Annotated in this window: 19 protein-coding genes; 12 read left to right on the forward strand and 7 right to left on the reverse strand. The window is 55.8% G+C overall.

Annotated features, from left to right (window positions below):
* The 12 genes from JN414_RS14810 to JN414_RS14865 all read left to right on the forward strand — a co-directional run.
* A partial coding sequence (locus JN414_RS14810) for an IS5 family transposase (protein WP_202208601.1) occupies positions 1-854 on the forward strand: 854 nt, incomplete at its 5' end.
* A 301-nt stretch (positions 855-1,155) separates the two neighbouring features.
* Positions 1,156-1,647 carry a DUF2946 family protein gene (locus JN414_RS14815; protein ID WP_078527209.1) on the forward strand — a complete coding sequence of 164 codons (492 nt, stop codon included), beginning with the start codon at positions 1,156-1,158 and terminating at the stop codon, positions 1,645-1,647.
* Positions 1,648-1,792: 145 nt separating this feature from the next.
* Complete coding sequence (locus tag JN414_RS14820) at positions 1,793-4,009, forward strand: TonB-dependent receptor domain-containing protein (RefSeq protein ID WP_110571425.1); 2,217 nt, start codon at positions 1,793-1,795, stop codon at positions 4,007-4,009.
* A gap of 100 nt (positions 4,010-4,109) precedes the next feature.
* Entirely contained in the window at positions 4,110-4,205 is a 96-nt protein-coding gene (mbnA, locus tag JN414_RS14825; protein ID WP_120357830.1) for a methanobactin, read from the forward strand.
* 59 nt (positions 4,206-4,264) lie between these two features.
* On the forward strand, positions 4,265-5,050 hold the full coding sequence (gene mbnB, locus JN414_RS14830) for a methanobactin biosynthesis protein MbnB (protein WP_202205748.1): 786 nt from the start codon (positions 4,265-4,267) through the stop codon (positions 5,048-5,050).
* Positions 5,051-5,067: 17 nt separating this feature from the next.
* The gene (gene mbnC, locus JN414_RS14835; protein WP_124297930.1) at positions 5,068-5,655 is read left to right on the forward strand and encodes a methanobactin biosynthesis protein MbnC; all 588 of its coding nucleotides are present in this window, start codon (positions 5,068-5,070) and stop codon (positions 5,653-5,655) included.
* Positions 5,656-5,696: 41 nt separating this feature from the next.
* On the forward strand, positions 5,697-6,566 hold the full coding sequence (locus JN414_RS14840) for an MbnP family copper-binding protein (RefSeq protein ID WP_230975647.1): 870 nt from the start codon (positions 5,697-5,699) through the stop codon (positions 6,564-6,566).
* 1 nt (position 6,567) lies between these two features.
* The gene (locus tag JN414_RS14845; RefSeq protein WP_237388880.1) at positions 6,568-7,743 is read left to right on the forward strand and encodes a methanobactin export MATE transporter MbnM; all 1,176 of its coding nucleotides are present in this window, start codon (positions 6,568-6,570) and stop codon (positions 7,741-7,743) included.
* Between the two features lie 47 nt (positions 7,744-7,790).
* Positions 7,791-9,080 carry an aminotransferase class III-fold pyridoxal phosphate-dependent enzyme gene (locus tag JN414_RS14850; RefSeq protein ID WP_237390107.1) on the forward strand — a complete coding sequence of 430 codons (1,290 nt, stop codon included), beginning with the start codon at positions 7,791-7,793 and terminating at the stop codon, positions 9,078-9,080.
* 99 nt (positions 9,081-9,179) lie between these two features.
* Positions 9,180-9,557 carry a copper homeostasis periplasmic binding protein CopC gene (gene copC, locus JN414_RS14855; protein WP_202205750.1) on the forward strand — a complete coding sequence of 126 codons (378 nt, stop codon included), beginning with the start codon at positions 9,180-9,182 and terminating at the stop codon, positions 9,555-9,557.
* Entirely contained in the window at positions 9,554-10,444 is an 891-nt protein-coding gene (locus JN414_RS14860) for a CopD family protein (RefSeq protein WP_202205751.1), read from the forward strand. The genes copC and JN414_RS14860 overlap by 4 nt, the downstream gene beginning before the upstream one ends.
* Before the next feature lie 179 nt (positions 10,445-10,623).
* A complete protein-coding gene (locus tag JN414_RS14865) occupies positions 10,624-11,544 on the forward strand; it encodes a LysR family transcriptional regulator (RefSeq protein ID WP_088364992.1) in 921 nt (306 codons plus the stop codon).
* Between the two features lies 1 nt (position 11,545).
* Here JN414_RS14865 and JN414_RS14870 read toward each other — a convergent pair whose 3' ends face one another.
* From JN414_RS14870 to trbE, 7 genes are read right to left on the reverse strand one after another with little or no spacing between them, the layout of a single operon-like run.
* A complete protein-coding gene (locus JN414_RS14870; RefSeq protein ID WP_078527195.1) occupies positions 11,546-11,785 on the reverse strand; it encodes a DUF2274 domain-containing protein in 240 nt (79 codons plus the stop codon).
* Complete coding sequence (locus tag JN414_RS14875; RefSeq protein ID WP_202205753.1) at positions 11,782-12,987, reverse strand: TrbI/VirB10 family protein; 1,206 nt, start codon at positions 12,985-12,987, stop codon at positions 11,782-11,784. The genes JN414_RS14870 and JN414_RS14875 overlap by 4 nt, the downstream gene beginning before the upstream one ends.
* The gene (gene trbG, locus JN414_RS14880; RefSeq protein ID WP_202205754.1) at positions 12,984-13,985 is read right to left on the reverse strand and encodes a P-type conjugative transfer protein TrbG; all 1,002 of its coding nucleotides are present in this window, start codon (positions 13,983-13,985) and stop codon (positions 12,984-12,986) included. The genes JN414_RS14875 and trbG overlap by 4 nt, the downstream gene beginning before the upstream one ends.
* On the reverse strand, positions 13,982-14,665 hold the full coding sequence (gene trbF / locus JN414_RS14885) for a conjugal transfer protein TrbF (RefSeq protein WP_202205755.1): 684 nt from the start codon (positions 14,663-14,665) through the stop codon (positions 13,982-13,984). The genes trbG and trbF overlap by 4 nt, the downstream gene beginning before the upstream one ends.
* 5 nt (positions 14,666-14,670) lie before the next feature.
* Complete coding sequence (gene trbL / locus JN414_RS14890; protein ID WP_202205756.1) at positions 14,671-16,098, reverse strand: P-type conjugative transfer protein TrbL; 1,428 nt, start codon at positions 16,096-16,098, stop codon at positions 14,671-14,673.
* 5 nt (positions 16,099-16,103) lie between these two features.
* Entirely contained in the window at positions 16,104-16,907 is an 804-nt protein-coding gene (gene trbJ / locus JN414_RS14895) for a P-type conjugative transfer protein TrbJ (protein ID WP_202205757.1), read from the reverse strand.
* The gene (gene trbE / locus JN414_RS14900) at positions 16,904-19,357 is read right to left on the reverse strand and encodes a conjugal transfer protein TrbE (protein ID WP_202205758.1); all 2,454 of its coding nucleotides are present in this window, start codon (positions 19,355-19,357) and stop codon (positions 16,904-16,906) included. The genes trbJ and trbE overlap by 4 nt, the downstream gene beginning before the upstream one ends.
* Positions 19,358-19,364 lie beyond the last annotated feature (7 nt).

Raw genomic sequence — 19,364 nt, forward strand, 5'->3', positions numbered from 1 at the left:
AGCGGACGGAATATCTGATCAACGATCGCCTCTCCTTTATGCGTTTCCTTGGTCTGGGACTTTCAGATCGGGTGCCGGATGCCAAAACGGTCTGGCTGTATCAAAAGCGTCTGACCCAGGCGGGTGCGATCGATGGGCTGTTCAACCGCTTTGATGCGACCCTGCGTAACGCCGGGTATTTACCGATGTCAGGCCAGATCCTGGATGCCACGCTGGTAGCGGCTCCGAAGCAGCGGAACACCAATGCAGAGAAAGCCGATCTTCGGGAAGGACGTATTCCTGAAGACTGGCAGGACAAACCCGCAAAGCTGTCGCACAAGGATCGTCATGCGCGCTGGACACTGAAGTTCACGAAGGCGAAGCGGCAGGATGATGGAGCCATGCCCTCCAGCGATCTCGCCATCCCGTTCTTTGGCTATAAATCGCATGTTTCCATCGATCGGAAATACCGGTTCATCCGGAAATGGAAAACAACGCATGCCGCCGCCAGTGATGGCGCGCGATTGAGAGAGGGGCTGCTGGATAAAACCAATACGGCCTCAACGGTCTGGGCTGACACGGCCTATCGCTCAAAAGCGAATGAGGACTTCATGGAGGAGCAGGGCTTTGTCTCGAAAGTTCACAGGAAAAAGCCGCATCTCAAGCCTATGCCCAGGCATCTCCAGAAATCCAACGCCGGAAAGTCCGTGATCCGATCACGCGTCGAGCATGTCTTTGCTGACCAGAAATCGCAAATGGGTCTGTTCGTCCGAACTGTCGGTATCACCCGGGCCACCATGAGGATCGGCCTGGCCAATATCGTCTATAATATGCGCCGCTTCCTCTTCCTGGAGCGGATCAGCGCGAATGCATAGCAATCCAGCGGGGGCAGCACTCGATCTGCTTAAAACGCAGATCGAAAACCAACCCAAAAGTAGTCAATCAAATCGCCAAAAACCTGAAATCAACAGCCAAGCGTATCAATCAAGGGTTCTTCGATCCCTCCACATTCCTCAGGCAGAGATTATAAAATCGACTGCCGCCAAGCCAAAATGGGCTCTTCAAGCATCCTGGTAGGAATGCCTGCCATGTGTGTGCAATATCGGGTTGACAGGCTCGCAACCACAATGGATTTTATAAAAAGTCTACCGTGACAGGAGCATATGTTTTCAAAAGATGGCCCATGCCATACATCCTGCGCCCCGCTCTTCATTGAGCCGTTGGTTTCTGGTCGCGTTCACGCTCATGGGCTTTCTGGGGCAACTCCTGATCCAGAGTCAGGCAATGCCGGGAGAAATGCCTCGTGCTACCATCTTGCGCCTGACAGGCATTGATATCGCTCCACATGTTTATCACACGCCAGATAAGCACTCCGTCTGTGCGGATATGCCTGGCATGACAATGGACAATGTGACGCAGGCTGTGTCAGCCGACAATGAGGGCGACCACGACCACATGTCCGGGCATCCTTCTCATCACGATGGAAGCTGTCCGTTATGCCCTCTCCTGCACCTGCCAGTATTCCTGTTCACAGCTCTCGTTATCTTGCTGGCACTGGCGTTTATTCGTTGGCAACGCCACGTCAACATCGTTAACCCCCGTGCTCCACCTGTCATCACACTTGGTGTTCCTTTCTCCTGTGGCCCCCCTGTGTCTGCGGTCTTCTAGCGCCCGCAGGCCGTTTAAGCTGTCATTCATCGACCGTACGCGTTCACTTAACGCATAGTGCGTCGCTGACGTCATAAACTAATGACGAAAAAGACAATGACCGTCCTGCTGGCTGAACGATATTCTCAGCTCAGGATCAGCTTCCATGTCTTCGACACATGTTTGCGCACACACGTTCCACCGCGCGCACTTACTTTCTGCCGCCGCAATTTTTCTTATCCCGTCCTTCGCGGCGCATGCCAATGAACTGCCCGGAAAAGAGCGTGAGAATGCCGCATCAACCAGGCAGGCGGCGATTAAAAAAACTCCGGAACAGTCATCGCGAAACACGTCAAAACAACTTGGTGCTCATGTAAGAACAGGAGCCGCCATCCCCATATCCAGTAACGCAGCTGAGCGGCTCGTTGTCACAGCTACGCGAACGCCACAGCGGATCCAGGATGTTCCCGCCTCGGTCAGCCTGATAACCCGTCAGGATATTGAAAGACGTATGTCTTCAACGCTCGCTGATGTCATCAATCGTTTACCTGACGCTGATATGGCAGGCGGAGCACGGACCGAAGGCCAGATCCCTGAAATTCGAGGCTTCAACGGAAGAGACATTATCCTCTTGGTCGATGGCGCACGCCGCAATGCGGACAATGGTTTTGCCGGCTTCCAGACACCGCTCTATATCGATCCAGCATTCGTGCAGTCTGTCGAAGTCGTAATGGGGGCCGCATCAACTCTTTACGGCAGCGGCTCCATGGGAGGCGTCATGTCAATCAAGACGCTCGAAGCCAAAGATCTCCTCGCGCCTGGCCGAAAATGGGGTGCAGAGTTAGACGGCGGTTATCAGAGTGCAAATGAAAATGCCAAAGGTGCTGCCAAAGTGTATGGAAAATGGGGAAAGTTCGACGGACTGCTGGCGTATGCAGGACAGTCATTCGGGCCGATTTCTCTAGGCGGAGGACAAAAATTATCTCCGAACAACGGTACGAGCAATAGCGCACTCTTAAAACTGGGCTACGACATTACAGACCGGATCAGAGTCGATTTCGGGCAGAGTTTTTATTATATTGAAAATTATCGTCCAGCCAACGCACAAGCACAAAAATTTACCGTTTATAATTCGTCAACAAAGACATATATTCCTTATTATCGACAAACCGGAACCAGGCAAGACGACTCAAATATTCACCTAACCACTAAGGACTCTGACGGAAAAGAAGATGGAAGACTGACGCTCTATAGATCAAAAATGACGTCATGGTACGGTCCTTTTATTAAGACATCAATAGTGGGCGAGACGCAAACACTGGAAACTTATGGGGCTGATATTCAAAAAATATTCAGGGAAAATTTTGGCTATCTTGGTTCACATATGTTTGTAGTTGGAGCAAATTACTATCGAGACATCAATCATACTCTTCAAAAAAACGGGCAAGGAGGAGGAACTATCCCCGACGGGCAACAGCAAGTTTACGGATTCTACGGATCAGATGAGATTAAACTTCCGTACGGCATCGTACTAACGCCAAGCCTTCGTTACGATCGCTACAATACCTTTGGGTCTGGCTCGTCCACCAGCACTAGCGGTGCAATTCTACCCAAAATTACCTTAGCATGGCATCCAAATCGAAATTGGATGGTCTATCTTAGTTGGGGAAAAAATTACCGCGCCCCAACAATTCAAGAAACAAATATGAACTATGCCATAACGCCAAATAGTTATTATTTTCTTCCAAATAATAACTTAAGACCAGAAAGCGCTCGTACATACGAAGGTGGATTTAGTTATAATAAAAGTGGATTGTTCTCACGCAAGGATCATGCATTGGTGCGTGCTACAGGCTTCTACGAAGATGCTACGAACCTTATTCAGCTATCTGTGGTCGGACATCACTGGAGCCCACTCTACAAAACAAACGAGATAAACTATCAATATACGAACATTCAACACGCCACCCGCTATGGAATTGAACTTCGCGCAACCTACAATATAGAGAACATCAATCTTGGCGTAAGTTACAGCCACCTCCGTGTGAGAGATGCAAACACCGGAGCCAACCTTCTGGCTCAACCAGATAAAGTAGCAGCAGATGCGAGTTACACTTTTCCAAAAATTGGGTTGACCGCCACGTATAACCTCACCGCTGTAGAAGCCCAAGACTATGACTCTACGATAGCACGCAGAAGACCAGGCTATATGTTGCATGACATTCTTTTTGACTGGCAAATGCCAGGCAAGCCGTGGCGCGTAAATTTTGCCGTCACCAATCTGACCAATAAGACATATTATATGTACAAATCTATCGCCAGCAATAATGACGTACCTGAAATTGGACGAAGCTTCAGGTTCAATATTTCATATAAGTTTTAAATTTGCATTTTTACTTTGTTTACTTGAACAATATATGTTATTATACTTTGCCGATACATCGATGTGATGATCGGCAATTTCAAAGACAAGGAGTCTATCAATGAAAATCACCATTCTTTCTCGTCGCGAGATCAAGGTCTCAACAATGGCCGGTTCGATCTGCGGTCCGGGTACGGTCTGTGGTGGTTATAACTGAACCATAGGGGGTGCGCGCCATGCGCGCACCCTTTCCTATTCTAATTAAGGGAGACCATCATGCGCATCGGTTTTAATTTTACCAGAAGCGAAGTTCTGCCAATTGCAAACAAATTACTAAATGATGGTCATATAGATTACTACGAAATTCTTATAGATAACTTTCTTCATCTAGATCCGCACGAGCTACTGGCAACTATCAAATGTCCAGTTTCTTTCCACATTATGCGCTCCAGATTTTTAGAAAATGATAGAGAATCTCTGAGCCAGATGGCTGAACAAATTCGCTATCATGCACATATTCTAAAGCCTATATACATTTCTGACCACCTTGCGTCTTTTTCGTGCAATGGCCAAAATCTCTCATTCCTTTCCGAGATAGACTACAGGAACAGAAAAGTTTTAATTGAGAAAGCATCGTGGTGGCAGGAGCAAATTGGTGAGAAATTATTTCTAGAAAATTTTCCGTCTATATTAGATGGTGGATTTGAAGCGCCCGAATTCTTTTCTGATCTGCGAAGGGAAGTCGGGACAGGGCTATTGTTTGATATATCGAACGCTGTCTGTTCCGAGATAAATTGTGGCGCCTCCACGGAAAGCTGGATCAGCGAAGCAAACGAAACACGGCATTTTCATGTAGGAAGTTACGAGCCGTCGGTAAGTGATCCGAATGTAATGATCGACACACACGGCACCGAGATTTCTGTGGAAACACTGAGTTTTCTCTCCGACCTGAGATCAAGGCTTTGCCATTCAGAAACGACTATCACGTACGAACGAGATCGTAATGTTGAATATGACAGTATTGTTCAAGATATCACAAGAATACGACAACAACTTACATAGCAGAAGAACGCTGTTAAATGACTTCTGACCATAATTTAGAGCGTGATTGCGATGTTATCAGCAGCATGACGCGCCCTTCACGAGAAAGAGATTTCAATCTTTCTCACCGCCAACAGGTAAGGATAAATATAGCGTTACGAGGAACGTGGCACGCGATATTCGATCCCTGCCCTTCTTTACAGGAAATAGATGACGAAAATAACGGCGTCATATTCAGGCCGTTTATGGAATGGGCCTATGAGCACCGCGATCCCTTGGATTGGACCCTTCACTTGTCAGTCTATGACTGGCTTGCTCAATCTCCATTGGCCGGGAAATTAACAAAACAGGTCTGCCGTGAAGTGCGTGCTGTTGCTGCTGCCCAATGGGCGGCCCTCGACCGCTCGTCCTTTCTGGGGATTGCGATAGCACATAGCTCCGATCCGACATGGACTGTCGCATTCAAGGCACGGAACGTCCACCTAGTAAGGAGCATCGAAGAAATAAATATCGGCTCGCCACCGTCCCCACCAGAGAACGGATTCGGATACTTTCTAATTCCGTCATGGGATTTGGAAACATTTCCAGGGTGGACGTTGCTGAATAACGCCGCATCGCAGAATTGAGACGTATAAGTCGCGTTTTGGACCGTTATCGGGAGATGGTAATGAAATCGTTGATGATGTTTAGAGCCTTGTTCGCTAGCGCTTTGATAACGGGGGTGTCGTCAAACACCTATGCGGCGCCAAAACTCGGGCACCTGACGTTCCAAGCTGTATTCGGCGATCAGCCGATAAGCTGCACCCGCACGCTTTCGCCGGTCGGCACGCAGGGCGACACGGTCCGGGTCAACGATCTACGCTTTTACATCCACGATGTGGCGCTACTCACAAAGGACGGTCGTGCGGTGCCGGTCAAGCCAGGGCCGTCAGGCCTCTGGCAGCGTGACGGGATCGCGCTGATCGACCTGATTGATCGCAATATTCCATGCAGCGATACGGCTCCGTCGCCGAACTCGACTATCAGTTTTGTCTGGCCGCAAGGCCATTTCGCCGGCCTGCGCTTCACCGTTGGGCTACCTATGGCCGCCAATCACGGCGATCCTACGATTGCACAGCCACCGCTGAACATGACGAGCATGTTTTGGACCTGGCAGTCAGGATATCGTTTTTTTACACTTGATATCATGATGATTCCGAAGCCTGGCGACAAAGCGCGACCCCATGGCTTCCCTGTCCACATCGGTAGCACCGGCTGTGAGTCCGCCAGTCCGGTCGAGGCGCCGAAGGGCGCGTGCACGGCCCCGAACCTCGTCACGGTCACGCTGCCGGAGTTCAATCCGGCGCATCAGACCGTGAAGCTCGACATAAGTCGACTGCTCGCTCTGAGTAATGTCAGCACCAACCAGATTAATAGTGCGCCAGGTTGCATGTCTGGACCGGACGACAAGGATTGCGCAGGTGTATTCCGTGAGTTCGGCCTGCCATTCGGATCAGAGACCTCCCCACCCGCTCAGTCGGTATTTCGGGGTCGATAGGATGCGCACGTTTATTCGCAAAGTTCTCCAGATGGCCCTTATGGGTGGGGGCGCGCTGCTTCTATCGGCCGCAGCCCAGCCCGCGACGTGGCATTGGGATATCCCTTCCTGGGCGCCTGCGCCAGTCGTCCCGTCCGACAATCCGATGACGGCGGAGAAGGTCGCACTGGGGCGGCGGCTGTTTTACGACAAGCGGCTATCGGAGAACGGGACGCTTGCCTGCGCGTCGTGCCATCTCCAGAATCTGGGCTTCGCCTCTGGTGTCCCGACGCATGTAGGCGCGCATGGCGAGCCAGGACTACGCACACCGATGCCGCTAGCGAACGTAGCCTATCTGCCGAGCTATACCTGGGCCAATCCACAACTCACCACGCTGGAGAAACAGATGCTGATCCCGATGTTCGGCGACCAACCGGTCGAGCTGGGCATGGGCGGCCAGGAAAAAGCTCTGTTCGCTAGGCTCTCGGGTGATCCCTGCTATACGCACCTGTTTCGCATCGCCTTTCCCGAGGCGAAGGGCGCGATCACACTTTCCACAGTCACGAAGGCGATTGCATCCTTCGAGCGCACACTGCTGTCCTTCGACAGCCCCTACGACCGCTCGCTGCATGGCGACAAGACGGCGCTGTCCCCGGCCGCGCAACGGGGCGAGGCGCTGTTCTTCGGCGAGAAGCTGGAATGTTCACATTGCCATAACGGCCTGAACCTGACCGACAATATCCGTTCCGCGAACATTCCTTTCCCGGAAACAGGTTTTCACAATACCGGCTTGTATAACGAGGACAGCAAGGGGGCCTATCCTGCCAGTGATCACGGATTGCGGACTGTGACGGGCAATGCCGACGATGAGGGGAAATTCCGCACGGAAAGCCTGCGTAACGTCGCCCTGACGGGTCCCTATATGCATGATGGCTCCATCGCCACGCTGCACGACGTGCTGGCAGCACATTACTCGAAGGGAGGTCGGTCGGCGACAGGGCCACACGGAGAGAACCCGTTACGCGACCAGTTCATCGAGCCGTTCGAAATCAGCGAGGCGGAGATCGCGGACGTGATCGCCTTCCTGAACTCCCTAACGGATCAGAGCTTCCTCACTAACCCGGCGTTCTCAGATCCGGGAAAGACCTGCCCTTTGGCTCTGCCCTCAGCCTCTCCCTCTGGTAAAGGCGCACAATGATGACTTCGCGACTAGTGTACGGCTTATCGCATCTTAGCAACTCCGCCATGTCATCAGGCGTCGATATGGTATCTGGATCTGGTGTCTTCGTCTTCGATTCTTCGGGTAAAGACTATATCGACGCGGTGTCGGCACTGTTTTGTGCCACGCTCGGCTTTCATAATGAACGCCTGATCGAAGCCGCCACACGCCAGATGCGAGAGCTGCCAGTCTATCCCACCGCGCTAAACCGGACGGTCCCTGTCGTCCACGCGCTTTCGGACGCGCTCAGCGCGGCAGCGCCGATACCGGACGCTCACGTTCTTTTCGCCACAACCGGATCGGAAGCAATCGAAACTCTCATTAAAACAACGTGGTACATCAATAAACAACGAAATCCAAAACGGCATAAAATAATCACGCGTCGGGGGAGCTATCATGGATCGACGATATTTGCCACGAGACTTGGCGGGATCGAAAGCATTATCAATTCATTCGATCTGACGGGTGACGATATTCTGTATGCTGCGCAACCGCGCTGGCCACGCGACGCGTTGGCTGGAGAAACAGAAGAAGATTATGCACATCGCCTGGCGCGGGAACTGGCAGAACTGATAGATCACACGGGTGCCGAAAATATCGCGGCCTTCCTCTGCGAGCCAGTCTCGATTGCTGGCGGCATGTACCCAGCGCCGAAAGGATATTTTGAAGCAATACGCAATGTCTTGTCGATGCGCGATATTCCTCTTTATTTCGATGAAATCGTGACGGGCTTCGGTCGAACCGGAAAGATGTGGGGAAGCCAGACCGTCAACCAGACGCCCGACTGCCTCGTCGCATCGAAGGGGCTTTCAGCGGCCTATCAACCGATTTCGGCGGTCGTCATGAATGATGATTTTCACTCCGCATTGGTGGACTGCTCGATTATGCACCATGGGTTTCATCATGGCGGCACATATCACGCACATCCTGTTGCCGCTGCCGTCGCCCTTGAAACGCTAAAAATCTACGAGGATGAAAGAATAGTAGATCATGTGGAGGATATTTCGGAACATTGGATAAAGATGATTTCGAAACTTGCGGCACACGAGCTGGTCCGATCCACACGGACAATCGGATTATTAAGCGCGATTGAAGTCGGATTTTGTAGCTACAGGGAGCTTGATTTCCGAAATGATGAGAAGACAGACATAAAACGGTCAGTTGTGAAAGCGTGTATGGAACACGGCGTGCTGATAAGAATCTCATACGACAGCATAATTTTAGCACCTCCTCTCATTATTTCTAAAAAAGACATTGATGAGCTTGAGCAACGCATGACGAAAGCTTTCAATACTATTCTGTTTTCAACAGCATAGCTGCGTCGAAGGTATCCCTTTCGTTGGTCAATAAGAGACTTTTTTCTCTGAAAATATTTGTCTTTCTGCTGTAATTCACACCAAGCAAGGAAAGTAAACATGACTTCTATCCGTAAAATCGTTGCCTCTATGTGTCTCGCAGGGAACTTCGTTCTGCAGATGGGGGACCCTGCCTATGCACATGCCCACCTGAACACCGAAATACCCGCTGCGGATAGCACGGGAACGGCACCGCAGAGCCTGACGCTAGGCTTTACTGAAGCAGTAGTTGTCAAGCTCACCGGCGTCGTTGTCACTGGCCCCAAGGGTAATGTTATAGAAACAGGAAACGTTGCCCTGTCGGATGACGGCAAGACTCTGACGGTCCCGCTCAAAATTGACCTCGTGCCTGGACGATATTCCGTAACCTGGCACGCCCTTGCCGTCGATGGACACAAGACTCACGGCGTCTACGGGTTCACAGTTACTAACCGATGACACCGGATGCTTTCCTGATCCTATGTCGCGCCGCACGAGACAGCCTGGCGCTCTTTCTTACAGGTAGCCTGCTTTTTGCAGGGTGGCTGGCTCCGCGCGACCTCGGAATCGCACTCTCTGCCCGCCTTAGAAAGTTTTGGGCATGGGGGAGCGTTTTTACGACAGTAATAGTCGTTGCAACACTGCCAGCCGAAGTCTCCGAGGTCGGAGATGGGTGGCAGGATGCCTTCTCGCCGACTTTAAGCAAAGCCGTGCTTGTTGACACCACCATTGGACAGGCGTGGATCATTCAGGCCGTAGCTGGTGTCTGTCTTCTACTTCTAACTTGGCGTAAATGCGGCGCGGTCCTGTCGGTCATACCCGCATGCTTGCTTCTGACGGCGACAGCTCTGACAGGTCACGTGCGCATGATCGGTATGGGCGCGATGTTCTTCCAGGCCGTGCATTTGCTTGCAGGTGGTTTCTGGTGCGGGGGCCTCATCCCCGTTGCCATGCTTGTCAGTGATACACGAAAAAAGAAGTGGGATCGCTCCATGCAAATGGCGTTAGCACGGTATTCGGCTGCGGGACATATCGCGGTGCCTTTGGTCCTGCTTACCGGCTCTGGACTGGGCCTGAACATCCTGGGCGGATGGCCGAAGCATTTCACTGTCTATTCTACACTACTCATTCTCAAGCTGGGATTAACGAGCGGTATGGTCTGTATCGCCTGCGTCAACCGATATGTTTACGTAAGAAATCTACGACAGAAGAGAAACATTACGGCCAGCCTTAAATATCTTCAACGCGGAACAATAGCCGAAATTGCATTTTCTGCTGCTATTATTGCGATTGTTGCCGTTGCTGGGCGAATGGACCCGACAACCTTATCTCTACCTACAAACTAGAGCCATGTCAACATAGCTATATATGCAAATGAATCGAATGGGAGCTTAATTATGGAGTATCATATTTATTCAAATATTTCCTTATATTTTTTAGGTATTAATGAATCATATTCTCGCATTCTACAACACTCACACTACAAAATATCTAATTTTAATTTGTATGTGAGGGCAGAAATGAAATGGTAAGACACCCTCCTCTTGATCTACGGGAACTGCAATGCGTGTGCGCAATTGCTCTTCAAGGAAGTATCCATGGCGCGGCGCGCGCTCTAAATTCCAAACAATCCGCAGTCAGTCGTTCACTTCGACTACTTGAGGAGCGCGTCGGAATTCAGCTTTTCCGCAGGACATCATCTGGCACAACGCCTACGCCAGTCGGCGAAGCATTCCTCCGACAGGCTGAGGCTCTGCTGCACGACACAAATACTCTTTATGAATATACTCGGAGATGCGCCTTTGGCGAAAGCGGTATCGTATCAATAGGAATACAAAGCAATATACCGCCAGGACGAGTATCGGACTTCATCGAACCTTATAGAATTCTTCACCCCGGTATCTCTTTTATATATCGTGACGCATCCCACAGAGATGTAATTTCGGCGCTTTTCGACGGTATCGTTGATTTAGTAATTATAACCCTTCCACTGAACGAACCTGGCGCAGCTACCTTACCACTGTGGAGCGATCGAATTGTCGCTGTGACACCGACACACCATCCTCTTGCCTCATCTGTAACAACGTGTTGGAGCGATTTACAGGAAGCAACTTTTGTCTTCGGCAATGATGATACAGGAGAGGACATGCATACACTGTTAAAACGCAAAGCGAGCATTGCTGGCTTTCTGCCAACAGTGCGTAGGGAAGAAATCAGAAGTCTGCGGACGATCGCTCTCGTTATAAACGGGCATGGTATTACGCTTATGCCGACTGGCTGGCTCGCGTTTTTTCCAGATACGATCCTTGAGCAGGTAACTGTGCTGGAAGTGCGCGACGGCGACGGTTTTTCACATCTTGATTACGGCATTGGATGGCGTGATAGAAATTCGTCGACCGTCGTACATAAAATACTTTCTTTCTTGAGAAAGAAGAATATTGAATAGACTAACTTTCTCTGCTTAGTATCTGCTTAACTCGCGCACGCCTAAGCTTCGCGAAAGCTCGATCAGATGCAATGAATCCACGGATCATGTGCGGTACGAGACGGGTCGGATCGACGGGCTGGCCGTTCTGGCTGACCAGCGCCGCGTAGGCGACGAGATCGCGATGGAGATCCGCCGGGAGGTCCACAGTGACACGAACCGGCTTTTCATCAGGTATTTCGGTGATACGCAACTTCGTCATCGAGGCAGTTCCTTTACGTGCCAAGGTTTCAGGATCAGGTCGCGATTCAGAATGAGGGTGAACGGCAGCCCCGGCCGGTCGGTCAGGGTGGGCTGGACGTTGAGGCTGCGGTCGATCAGGCGGTTGCCGACCATGGAGAAGCCGTTGCTGGCGCCGGAGCGGATTGCCTGCATGAGATTGTTTTCATTCCACGACGTGCCCGCCTCCGAACCCACGCTGAGCAGGGTCGTGACCAGAGCCGCCTTGAAAAGCTGACCCCAGTGATTGTTCACCTCGTCGGACAGGCCAGACTGGCCGATAGCGCCCCCGCCCGGCAGTTTTTCCAACACCAGGCTTTCGCCATCGGGAAAGATCAGCCGGGTCCAGATGATCTGGGTGCGCTGCTGCCCGAAGGCAATCCCGCTGTTATAGGCCCCGAACAGCAGGCTTCCCTGCGGGATCAGGAGATAGTGGCCGGTCGGGCTGTCATAGACGTTCTGAGTCACATGGCCGGTAATCTGGCCCGGCAGGTCGGAACTGATTTTCGTGTTCAGCGCGCCGGCGATCACCGTGCCTGCCTGAAGGATATAGGGCGACGCCGGGGGCATGATACGGTCCGGGCTGACAGTCATGCGGTCCGGCTGGCCCGCCAGAAAGGCACGGTTGCCAGATTGTGCGTCGGTCGCAGGGGCCGGTGATGCCTGCGAGGCGGGAACGCCCGGCGCGGGTGCCGCTGCCTGTTCGCCGGCGCGGTCACGCTCCCCCATCTGCACGAACAGCCGGCTGGCGATCGCGGCCTCGACCTCCTGTTGCGCGCGCCGGTCGTCGCCTCCCGAGGTAGCCTTGCCCTGCTCCTGTGCCTTCAGGATGGTATGCCCCAGATCGCCGGGCAGAGCGGGACCGAGCTTCGGGACGCCACTGCCGACATAGTCTGAGGGCAACCCTGCCAGCCCGTCGGCGGACGGACGCACATCCGTGTCCTGGCTGGCGGCGGGCGGGGCTTGGTGACTGCTGTTCTCCAGCGCGTAGCCAAGTGCGAGGCCAATGGCGAGCATCCCTGCCCCACCGAGCGCCCAGACAACGGTGCGGTTAAGACGCACCACGCGCGGCCGTTCCGCCCGCAGGCGCAAATCGGGCGCAGAAGGCGGGGATGATGGTCCTGATCCGCTTCCATTGCCGGACACGTCCACACCCTCATCCTGACGATCCTGCGTGTCGGTCATGACTTCCTGCCATCGGTGCGTACGATGCGCACCCGCTGTTCGCTATGCTTGTCACCCAGCCGCAGTTCGGCGGCAGCGAACAGCCGGTCCACGATCATCCAGTTCTGCCGCACCCGGTAATTGACCAGTTCCGGGCCACCATCCGCCCCCAGCACAAACAGGGGCGGCAGTTCGCCCTGCCCTATCCCGGCCGGAAAAGCGATATAGACCTTGTGGCCATCGTCAAACGCCCGGCCGGGCAACCAGGGCGGTATGCCCCCTTTCACCGGCTGGATGGCATAACGGAAATTCAGCGCGTTCAGATCCAGCCCCGCATCAACAGGGGCAGCATCATCGGCCGCACTATCCTGCCGGTGCAGGGCAATCAGATCATCTTCGGGATAATCCCACGACACCGACGCCATGTAGGTCGCAGGCGTGGAGCGCAGTTCCGCCAGATAGGTCCGCTGATCCGTATTGACGATCAGGTTGGTGGTCAGATCCGGCCGGGTCGGCTTGACCAGGATGTGAATCCGCTTTGTCGTCCCTGCCCCGCTTGCGGTATCGCCGATGATCCAGCGCACAGTGTCACCTGCTGCAACCGGCCCGGTGCCCACCAGCTTCTCACCCTGCTGGAGCATGATGTCAGTGATCTCGCCCGGCGAAGTGTAGACTTGATAGAGCGCACCCGGAGAATAGGGATAGACCTGCACCGCGTTGATGAACCCTGCGCGCGTGGGCTGGATACGCGCCGCCAGATTGGCCTGCGTCACGCGCACGGTCGGGTCGGCGACTTCGGGGGCCGGATGGACCGCGCGTCGTGACGGCAGCGGCTTGAGCTGCCCCGGCAACGGGAGTGGCTGCGGCACCTCAACCACCTGTACCGGCTTCGGCGGGTCCAGCAGACGTGTCGCCTGCGCAGCGTCATCGTAGCGAATGACAGGCGGATGATACTGCCCCGCGCAGGCGGACAGGGCGAGCAGCGTCAGCGGCAACGCGCGCACGAGCATGCGGATCATTGACCCAATTCCTTCGACCAGTTGATGGCGGAGACGTAGATGCCCAGAGGGTTTTTCCTGAGATGATCGGCATCGCGTGGCGTGCGCAGAACGACGGAGACGATGGCGGTCCAGCGTTCGGTGCCGGTAAACGCCCCGTCGCGGTAATGGCGTTCGGTCCAGGCCACGCGGAAGCTGCCGGGCGAGGCGCGGATCACCGAGGCGATATCCACCTCGACCTGCTCATGCCCGATCCGCGAAAAGGGATCGTTCAGGCGCGCGTAATCGTTCAGGGCCTGCGCGCCCGACGTGGTGGTGAAATCATAGGACCGCAGCCAGCTCTGCCGGACCACCACGGGGTCCGACGACAGGGCGCGCACGTCATGGACGAACTGCGCCAGATACCAGGCGATCTGCGGATCGGTGGGCATATAGCCCGCTGTCGCCGGGGCCACGACCTGCGCCTGCCCCAGTCGGTCCACCTGCACGACCCACGGCGTGATGGTGCCGCGCGCGGACTGCCAGACCAGCCCGGCCCCGAGGCCTGCGGACAGGAACAGGCTGCCAAAGGCCATCAACCGCCAGTTACGGGCCTGGATGCGGGCGGAACCGATCCGGTCGTCCCAGGTTTGTGCGGCTTTCTGATAGGGTGTCACCGGTTCGGGCGTGATCCCGTAGCGGGTGGTGGAGCGACGGAACATCGTCCTCATTCCTTTTCTGACAGATCGATTGAGGAAGATCCGCCCCCGCCGTCGGCGGAGCGAATGACATGCGCGGTCTCGGCAGCATGGGCAGCGGCGTTACGGCGCTTCATCTTCTGAGCCCAGCGGGGCGGTTCGCCGGAACCGCCACCATCTCCACCAGACGGACCAGAACCGGCAGGGCCGCTACTCGTGGGGCCACCCCCTTCTCCGGCAGGACCACCCCCACCTGATGGAAACGGCCCGCTGCCACCGGTTTCGTCACCCTCTCCACCGCCCATTCCGCGCGCGGCCCAGCGTCCACCGGCGGCATAGCTTTCCTTGAGCGATGAACCGGCACGTGAGGCCGCCCCTTTGACGGCATTCGCGACGTTCCCGCCGACGGCCCGGCCCATACCGCCGATCCCGGCGGCCATGCTGCCCGCACCACCTGATGCGCCAGCAGCACCAGCCGAATAGGCGGACGTGGCTGCCCCGGCGATCGCGGCACCTCCCCGCGCGGCGGCAGCCGTGGCACCGAGGGCTGCGGCACCACCGGAAGCAACAGCCCCAACACCGGCCGCCGCCGCAGCACCCATGGCACCCACCGCCATGCCGGTGCCAACAGCCGCGCCCGCGCCAAGCTGGGGAGCACCGGAAATCAGCCCGTTGGCGATGCTGCCGCCAAAAATGGACAGGCCGACAATTGCAAGCGAGGCCAGCACCACCGAGACGGACTGCCCGATCGTGGGAACGTCGCTGCCGTAGGAGGTTGAGAACTGGGCGAACAGAACCGACGCGATGGCGGAAATGACCGCCAGCACCATGATCTTCACACCCGAGGAGACGACATTGCCCAGCACCTTCTCGGCGAGGAAGGCGGTGCGGTTGAACAGGGCGAACGGGATCAGGATGAAACCCGCCAGCGTGGTCAGCTTGAATTCGATCAGCGCCACGAAAAGCTGCACGGCGAGAATGAAGAACGCCGCCAGCACGATCAGCCACGACAGGCACAGCACGAAAATCTGGATGAAGTTCGTAAAGAAGGCGACAGGACCAAGGAGATTGTGGACTGAGTCCAAAAGCGGCTGGGCTGCATCGAAACCCGTGGAGGCCAGTCGGCCGGGCCGCAGGAAGTCTCCGAGTGCGAGATTGCCGCCACCGGCTTTCAGGCCAAGGGCCGCGAAACTGTCGAAGACAACCTTCGACAAATAGTCAAAATCGTTAATGATCCAGGCAAAGAAGCCGATATAGAGTGTCTTTTTCACCAGACGCTGGATGATGTCCTCATCCGCCGCCCACGCCCAGAACAGGCCGGCCAGTGCGATATCGAGCACGGACAGCGATCCCGCCAGCGAAACCACATTCCCCTTCACCAGGCCGAACCCTGTATCGATGGTGGTGGTGAAGGTGTTCAGAAAGGTATCGATAACGCCGACATCGTTCATGGCCATGACCGTCAGTTCCCGCTGCCGCTGAACATGGACACCGTACCGGGCACATAGGCGTCATGCTGGGAAAAATGCCGATACTGCGCGTCACTTTCCGCTTCCGTGGCCGCATCGCGCGCCTGTTGCAGGGCTGTGGCGCGGCCATTGGCGGCAAGTTCGGCCTGAATGTCGGACAATTGGCGGGACTGTAGTGCCAGAAGCTGGTTTCCCGCCTGTGCCGCCTGCAACGCCCCGGTCGATGTCTGGCTGGCCGAAATCAGTTGCGTCATGGCCGAACTGTCGCTCGGGATGTTTCCTACCACCCGAGCCTGAAGTTTCAGGGCGTCCTCAAACCCGCCCACGGAATTCTGCCACCGCGTCTGCGCCTGGCTGAACAGGGCGCTATCGGACATGCCCGACGAGACGGATGTGTAGACCTGCTGATACTGCTGCTCGACGGACTGGACGCTGTAGGCAATGTTCTGCGCCTGCGCGAGCAGCGCCGTGGTCTGTGAAATCGTCGATTGCAACGTGGACAGGGTCGATAGCGGCAGGCTTGCCAGATTGCGCCCCTGGTTGACCAGCATCTGGGCCTGATTGGCCAGTGACGTAATCTGGTTGTCGATCTGCTGGAGAGTCCGTGCCGCGATGAGAACATTCTGGACATGGTTGGCTCCGTCATACACCGCCCATTGGGCATGAGCGGGTCGTGAGAGATCGAACGCCCCGCCAACCGCCAGCATTGCAGAAGTGAGAAGGACACCCCGGCGGAAATGTTTTTCGCTCGCACTACCGAAAAATTCAGTCCAGAACGGGAAAGATTTTTCCGTCATGGCACGCCCGCCGGTCCACGATCGTCGCGCAACAGATCCGCCGCCCATGACACGCCGCGCGCGTCAAACCACGCAGGGAGAAAACCATCCCGTCCATGCTCCGCCAGCACCCGATCGATCAGCCTGTGGTCGTCCTTGCCGGAGGCCGCGCACAGGGCGAGCGCCACAGGCCCCAGTCCCAGTTCGAACAGGCGGTTGCCGCGCTGGGTCTGGCAGTAATATTCCCGCTTTGATGCCGCGCGGGCGATGATGGCGATCTGCCGGTCATTCAGGCCGAAGTCGCGATAAAGCGCCATGATCTGCGGCTCGATCGCCCGTTCATTGGGCAAGAAAATCCGTGTCGGGCAGCTTTCCACTACCGCCGGCGCGATGCGGGAATTGGCAATATCCGACAGGGACTGCGTGGCGAAGATGACGCTGGCGTTCTTCTTGCGCAGGGTTTTCAGCCACTCCCGGAGTTGGCCGGCGAAATCGCCGTCATCCAGCACCAGCCAGCCCTCGTCGATGATCAAAAGGGTAGGACGGCCAGACAGACGGCCCTCGATACGGTGGAAGAGGTAGGACAGCACGGAAGAGGCAGCCCCGGAACCGATCAGCCCTTCGGTCTCGAACACCACCACATCGGCATCGCCCAGACGCTCGACATCCGCGTCGAGCAGGCGGCCATAGGGACCGCCAAGGCAATAAGGCGTCAGCGCCTGCTTGAGGGCATTAGACTGGAGGAGTGCTACAAGACCGGAGATCGTACGCTCATGGTCGGGTGACGATGCCAGCGAATTCAGGGCCGACCAGAGATGGGCTTTGACGTCCGGTGTCAGCGCCACGCCCTCGCCGACAAGTATCTGCCCCAGCCATTCCGTAGCCCATTTACGTTCGTCGGGGTCATCAACCCGCGCCAGCGGCTGGAGCGATACGCCGCTACCCTCTTCTCCGATGGCATCATCCTCGATCAGTCCACCCCCGAGATCGTGCCAGTCCCCGCCCATCGCCAGTGTCGCGGTCCGCATGGAGCCTCCGAAATCGAAAGCAAAAACCTGCGCTCCCTGATAGCGTCGGAACTGCAACGCCATAAGGGCCAGCAACACTGACTTTCCGGCGCCTGTCGGGCCGGCGATCAGGGTATGGCCGACATCCCCGACATGCAGGGAAAACCGGAAGGGCGTGGCTCCCGCCGTTTTGCCATAGAACAAAGACGGTGCGTTGAAATGCCCGTCCCGTTCAGGCCCCGCCCACACGGCGGAAAGCGGGATCATATGCGCCAGATTCAGTGTCGAAACCGGGGGCTGGCGGACATTGGCGTAGACATGGCCCGGCAAGGAACCGAGCCAGGCTTCCACCGCGTTCAGGCTTTCCGCCATACAGGTGAAGTCACGGCCCTGAATGATCTTTTCCACGAGGCGAAGTTTTTCCGACGCTATGCTGGCGCTGCCATCCCACACCGTCACCGTGGCCGTGATGTAAGCCTGCCCGACATCATCCGCGCCCAGCGACTGCAACGCCAGATCGGCATCGGCTGCCTTGTTGGCGGCATCGTTATCCACGAGAACTGACGCCTCATTGGTCATCACTTCGCGGACAATGGCTGCGATACTCTTGCGTTTTGCGAACCACTGGCGCCTGATTTTCGTCAGCACCTTGGTGGCGTCGGTCTTGTCGAGCAGGATCGCGCGGGTGGACCAGCGATAGGGCATCGCCAGCCGGTTCAGGTCATCCAGGATTCCGGGGAAAGTCCGCGACGGGAAACCGGTGATCGTCAGAGTTTTCAGGAAGGAATCGCCCAGCTTTGGCTCCAGGCCACCCGAAAGCGGCTGGTCCACCAGCAGGGCATCCAGATGCATGGGAATTTCCGGCACCCGGACACGCTGGTTCCGCGTCGAAATGGTCGAATGCAGATAGGTCAGCGTCTCGCCGTCATCGAGCCACGTAGCCTCGGGCATGAACCCGTTCAACAGGGCAAGAAGCCGATCACTGCGATCCACGAAGGCATGGAGCATGCCATGCGGGTCAGGCCCCTCGCGCTCCCTGCCCTCATACAGAAAACGCTCTGCACGCCCTGAAGATTCCGCCGGTGGCAGCCAGACCAGGGTCAGAAAATACCGGCTCTCGAAATGCGCTCCCTCATCCTCAAACTGCTCACGACGTTCCAGATCCACCATCTGGCTGGCCGCGTCGGGGAAATCGCTCTCGGGATAGAGTGTGGCGGGGACGCGCTGCGCTTCCACGAACACGGCCCAGCCTGAGCCAAGGCGGCGAAGCGCATTGTTCAGCCTTCCTGTGACACCGACCAGTTCGGCAGGGGTGGCGCTATCCAGATCGGGACCACGAATTTTTGCCGTGCGCTGAAAACTGCCGTCCTTGTTCAGCACGACACCTTTCTCCACGAGCGCGGCCCATGGGAGAAAATCCGACAGCAGTGAGTTTCGGTTGCGATATTCGCCAAGGGACATCATCGTCCTG

Source organism: Gluconobacter sp. Gdi (assembly GCF_014132155.1).
In the GTDB taxonomy this organism is placed as follows: domain Bacteria; phylum Pseudomonadota; class Alphaproteobacteria; order Acetobacterales; family Acetobacteraceae; genus Gluconobacter.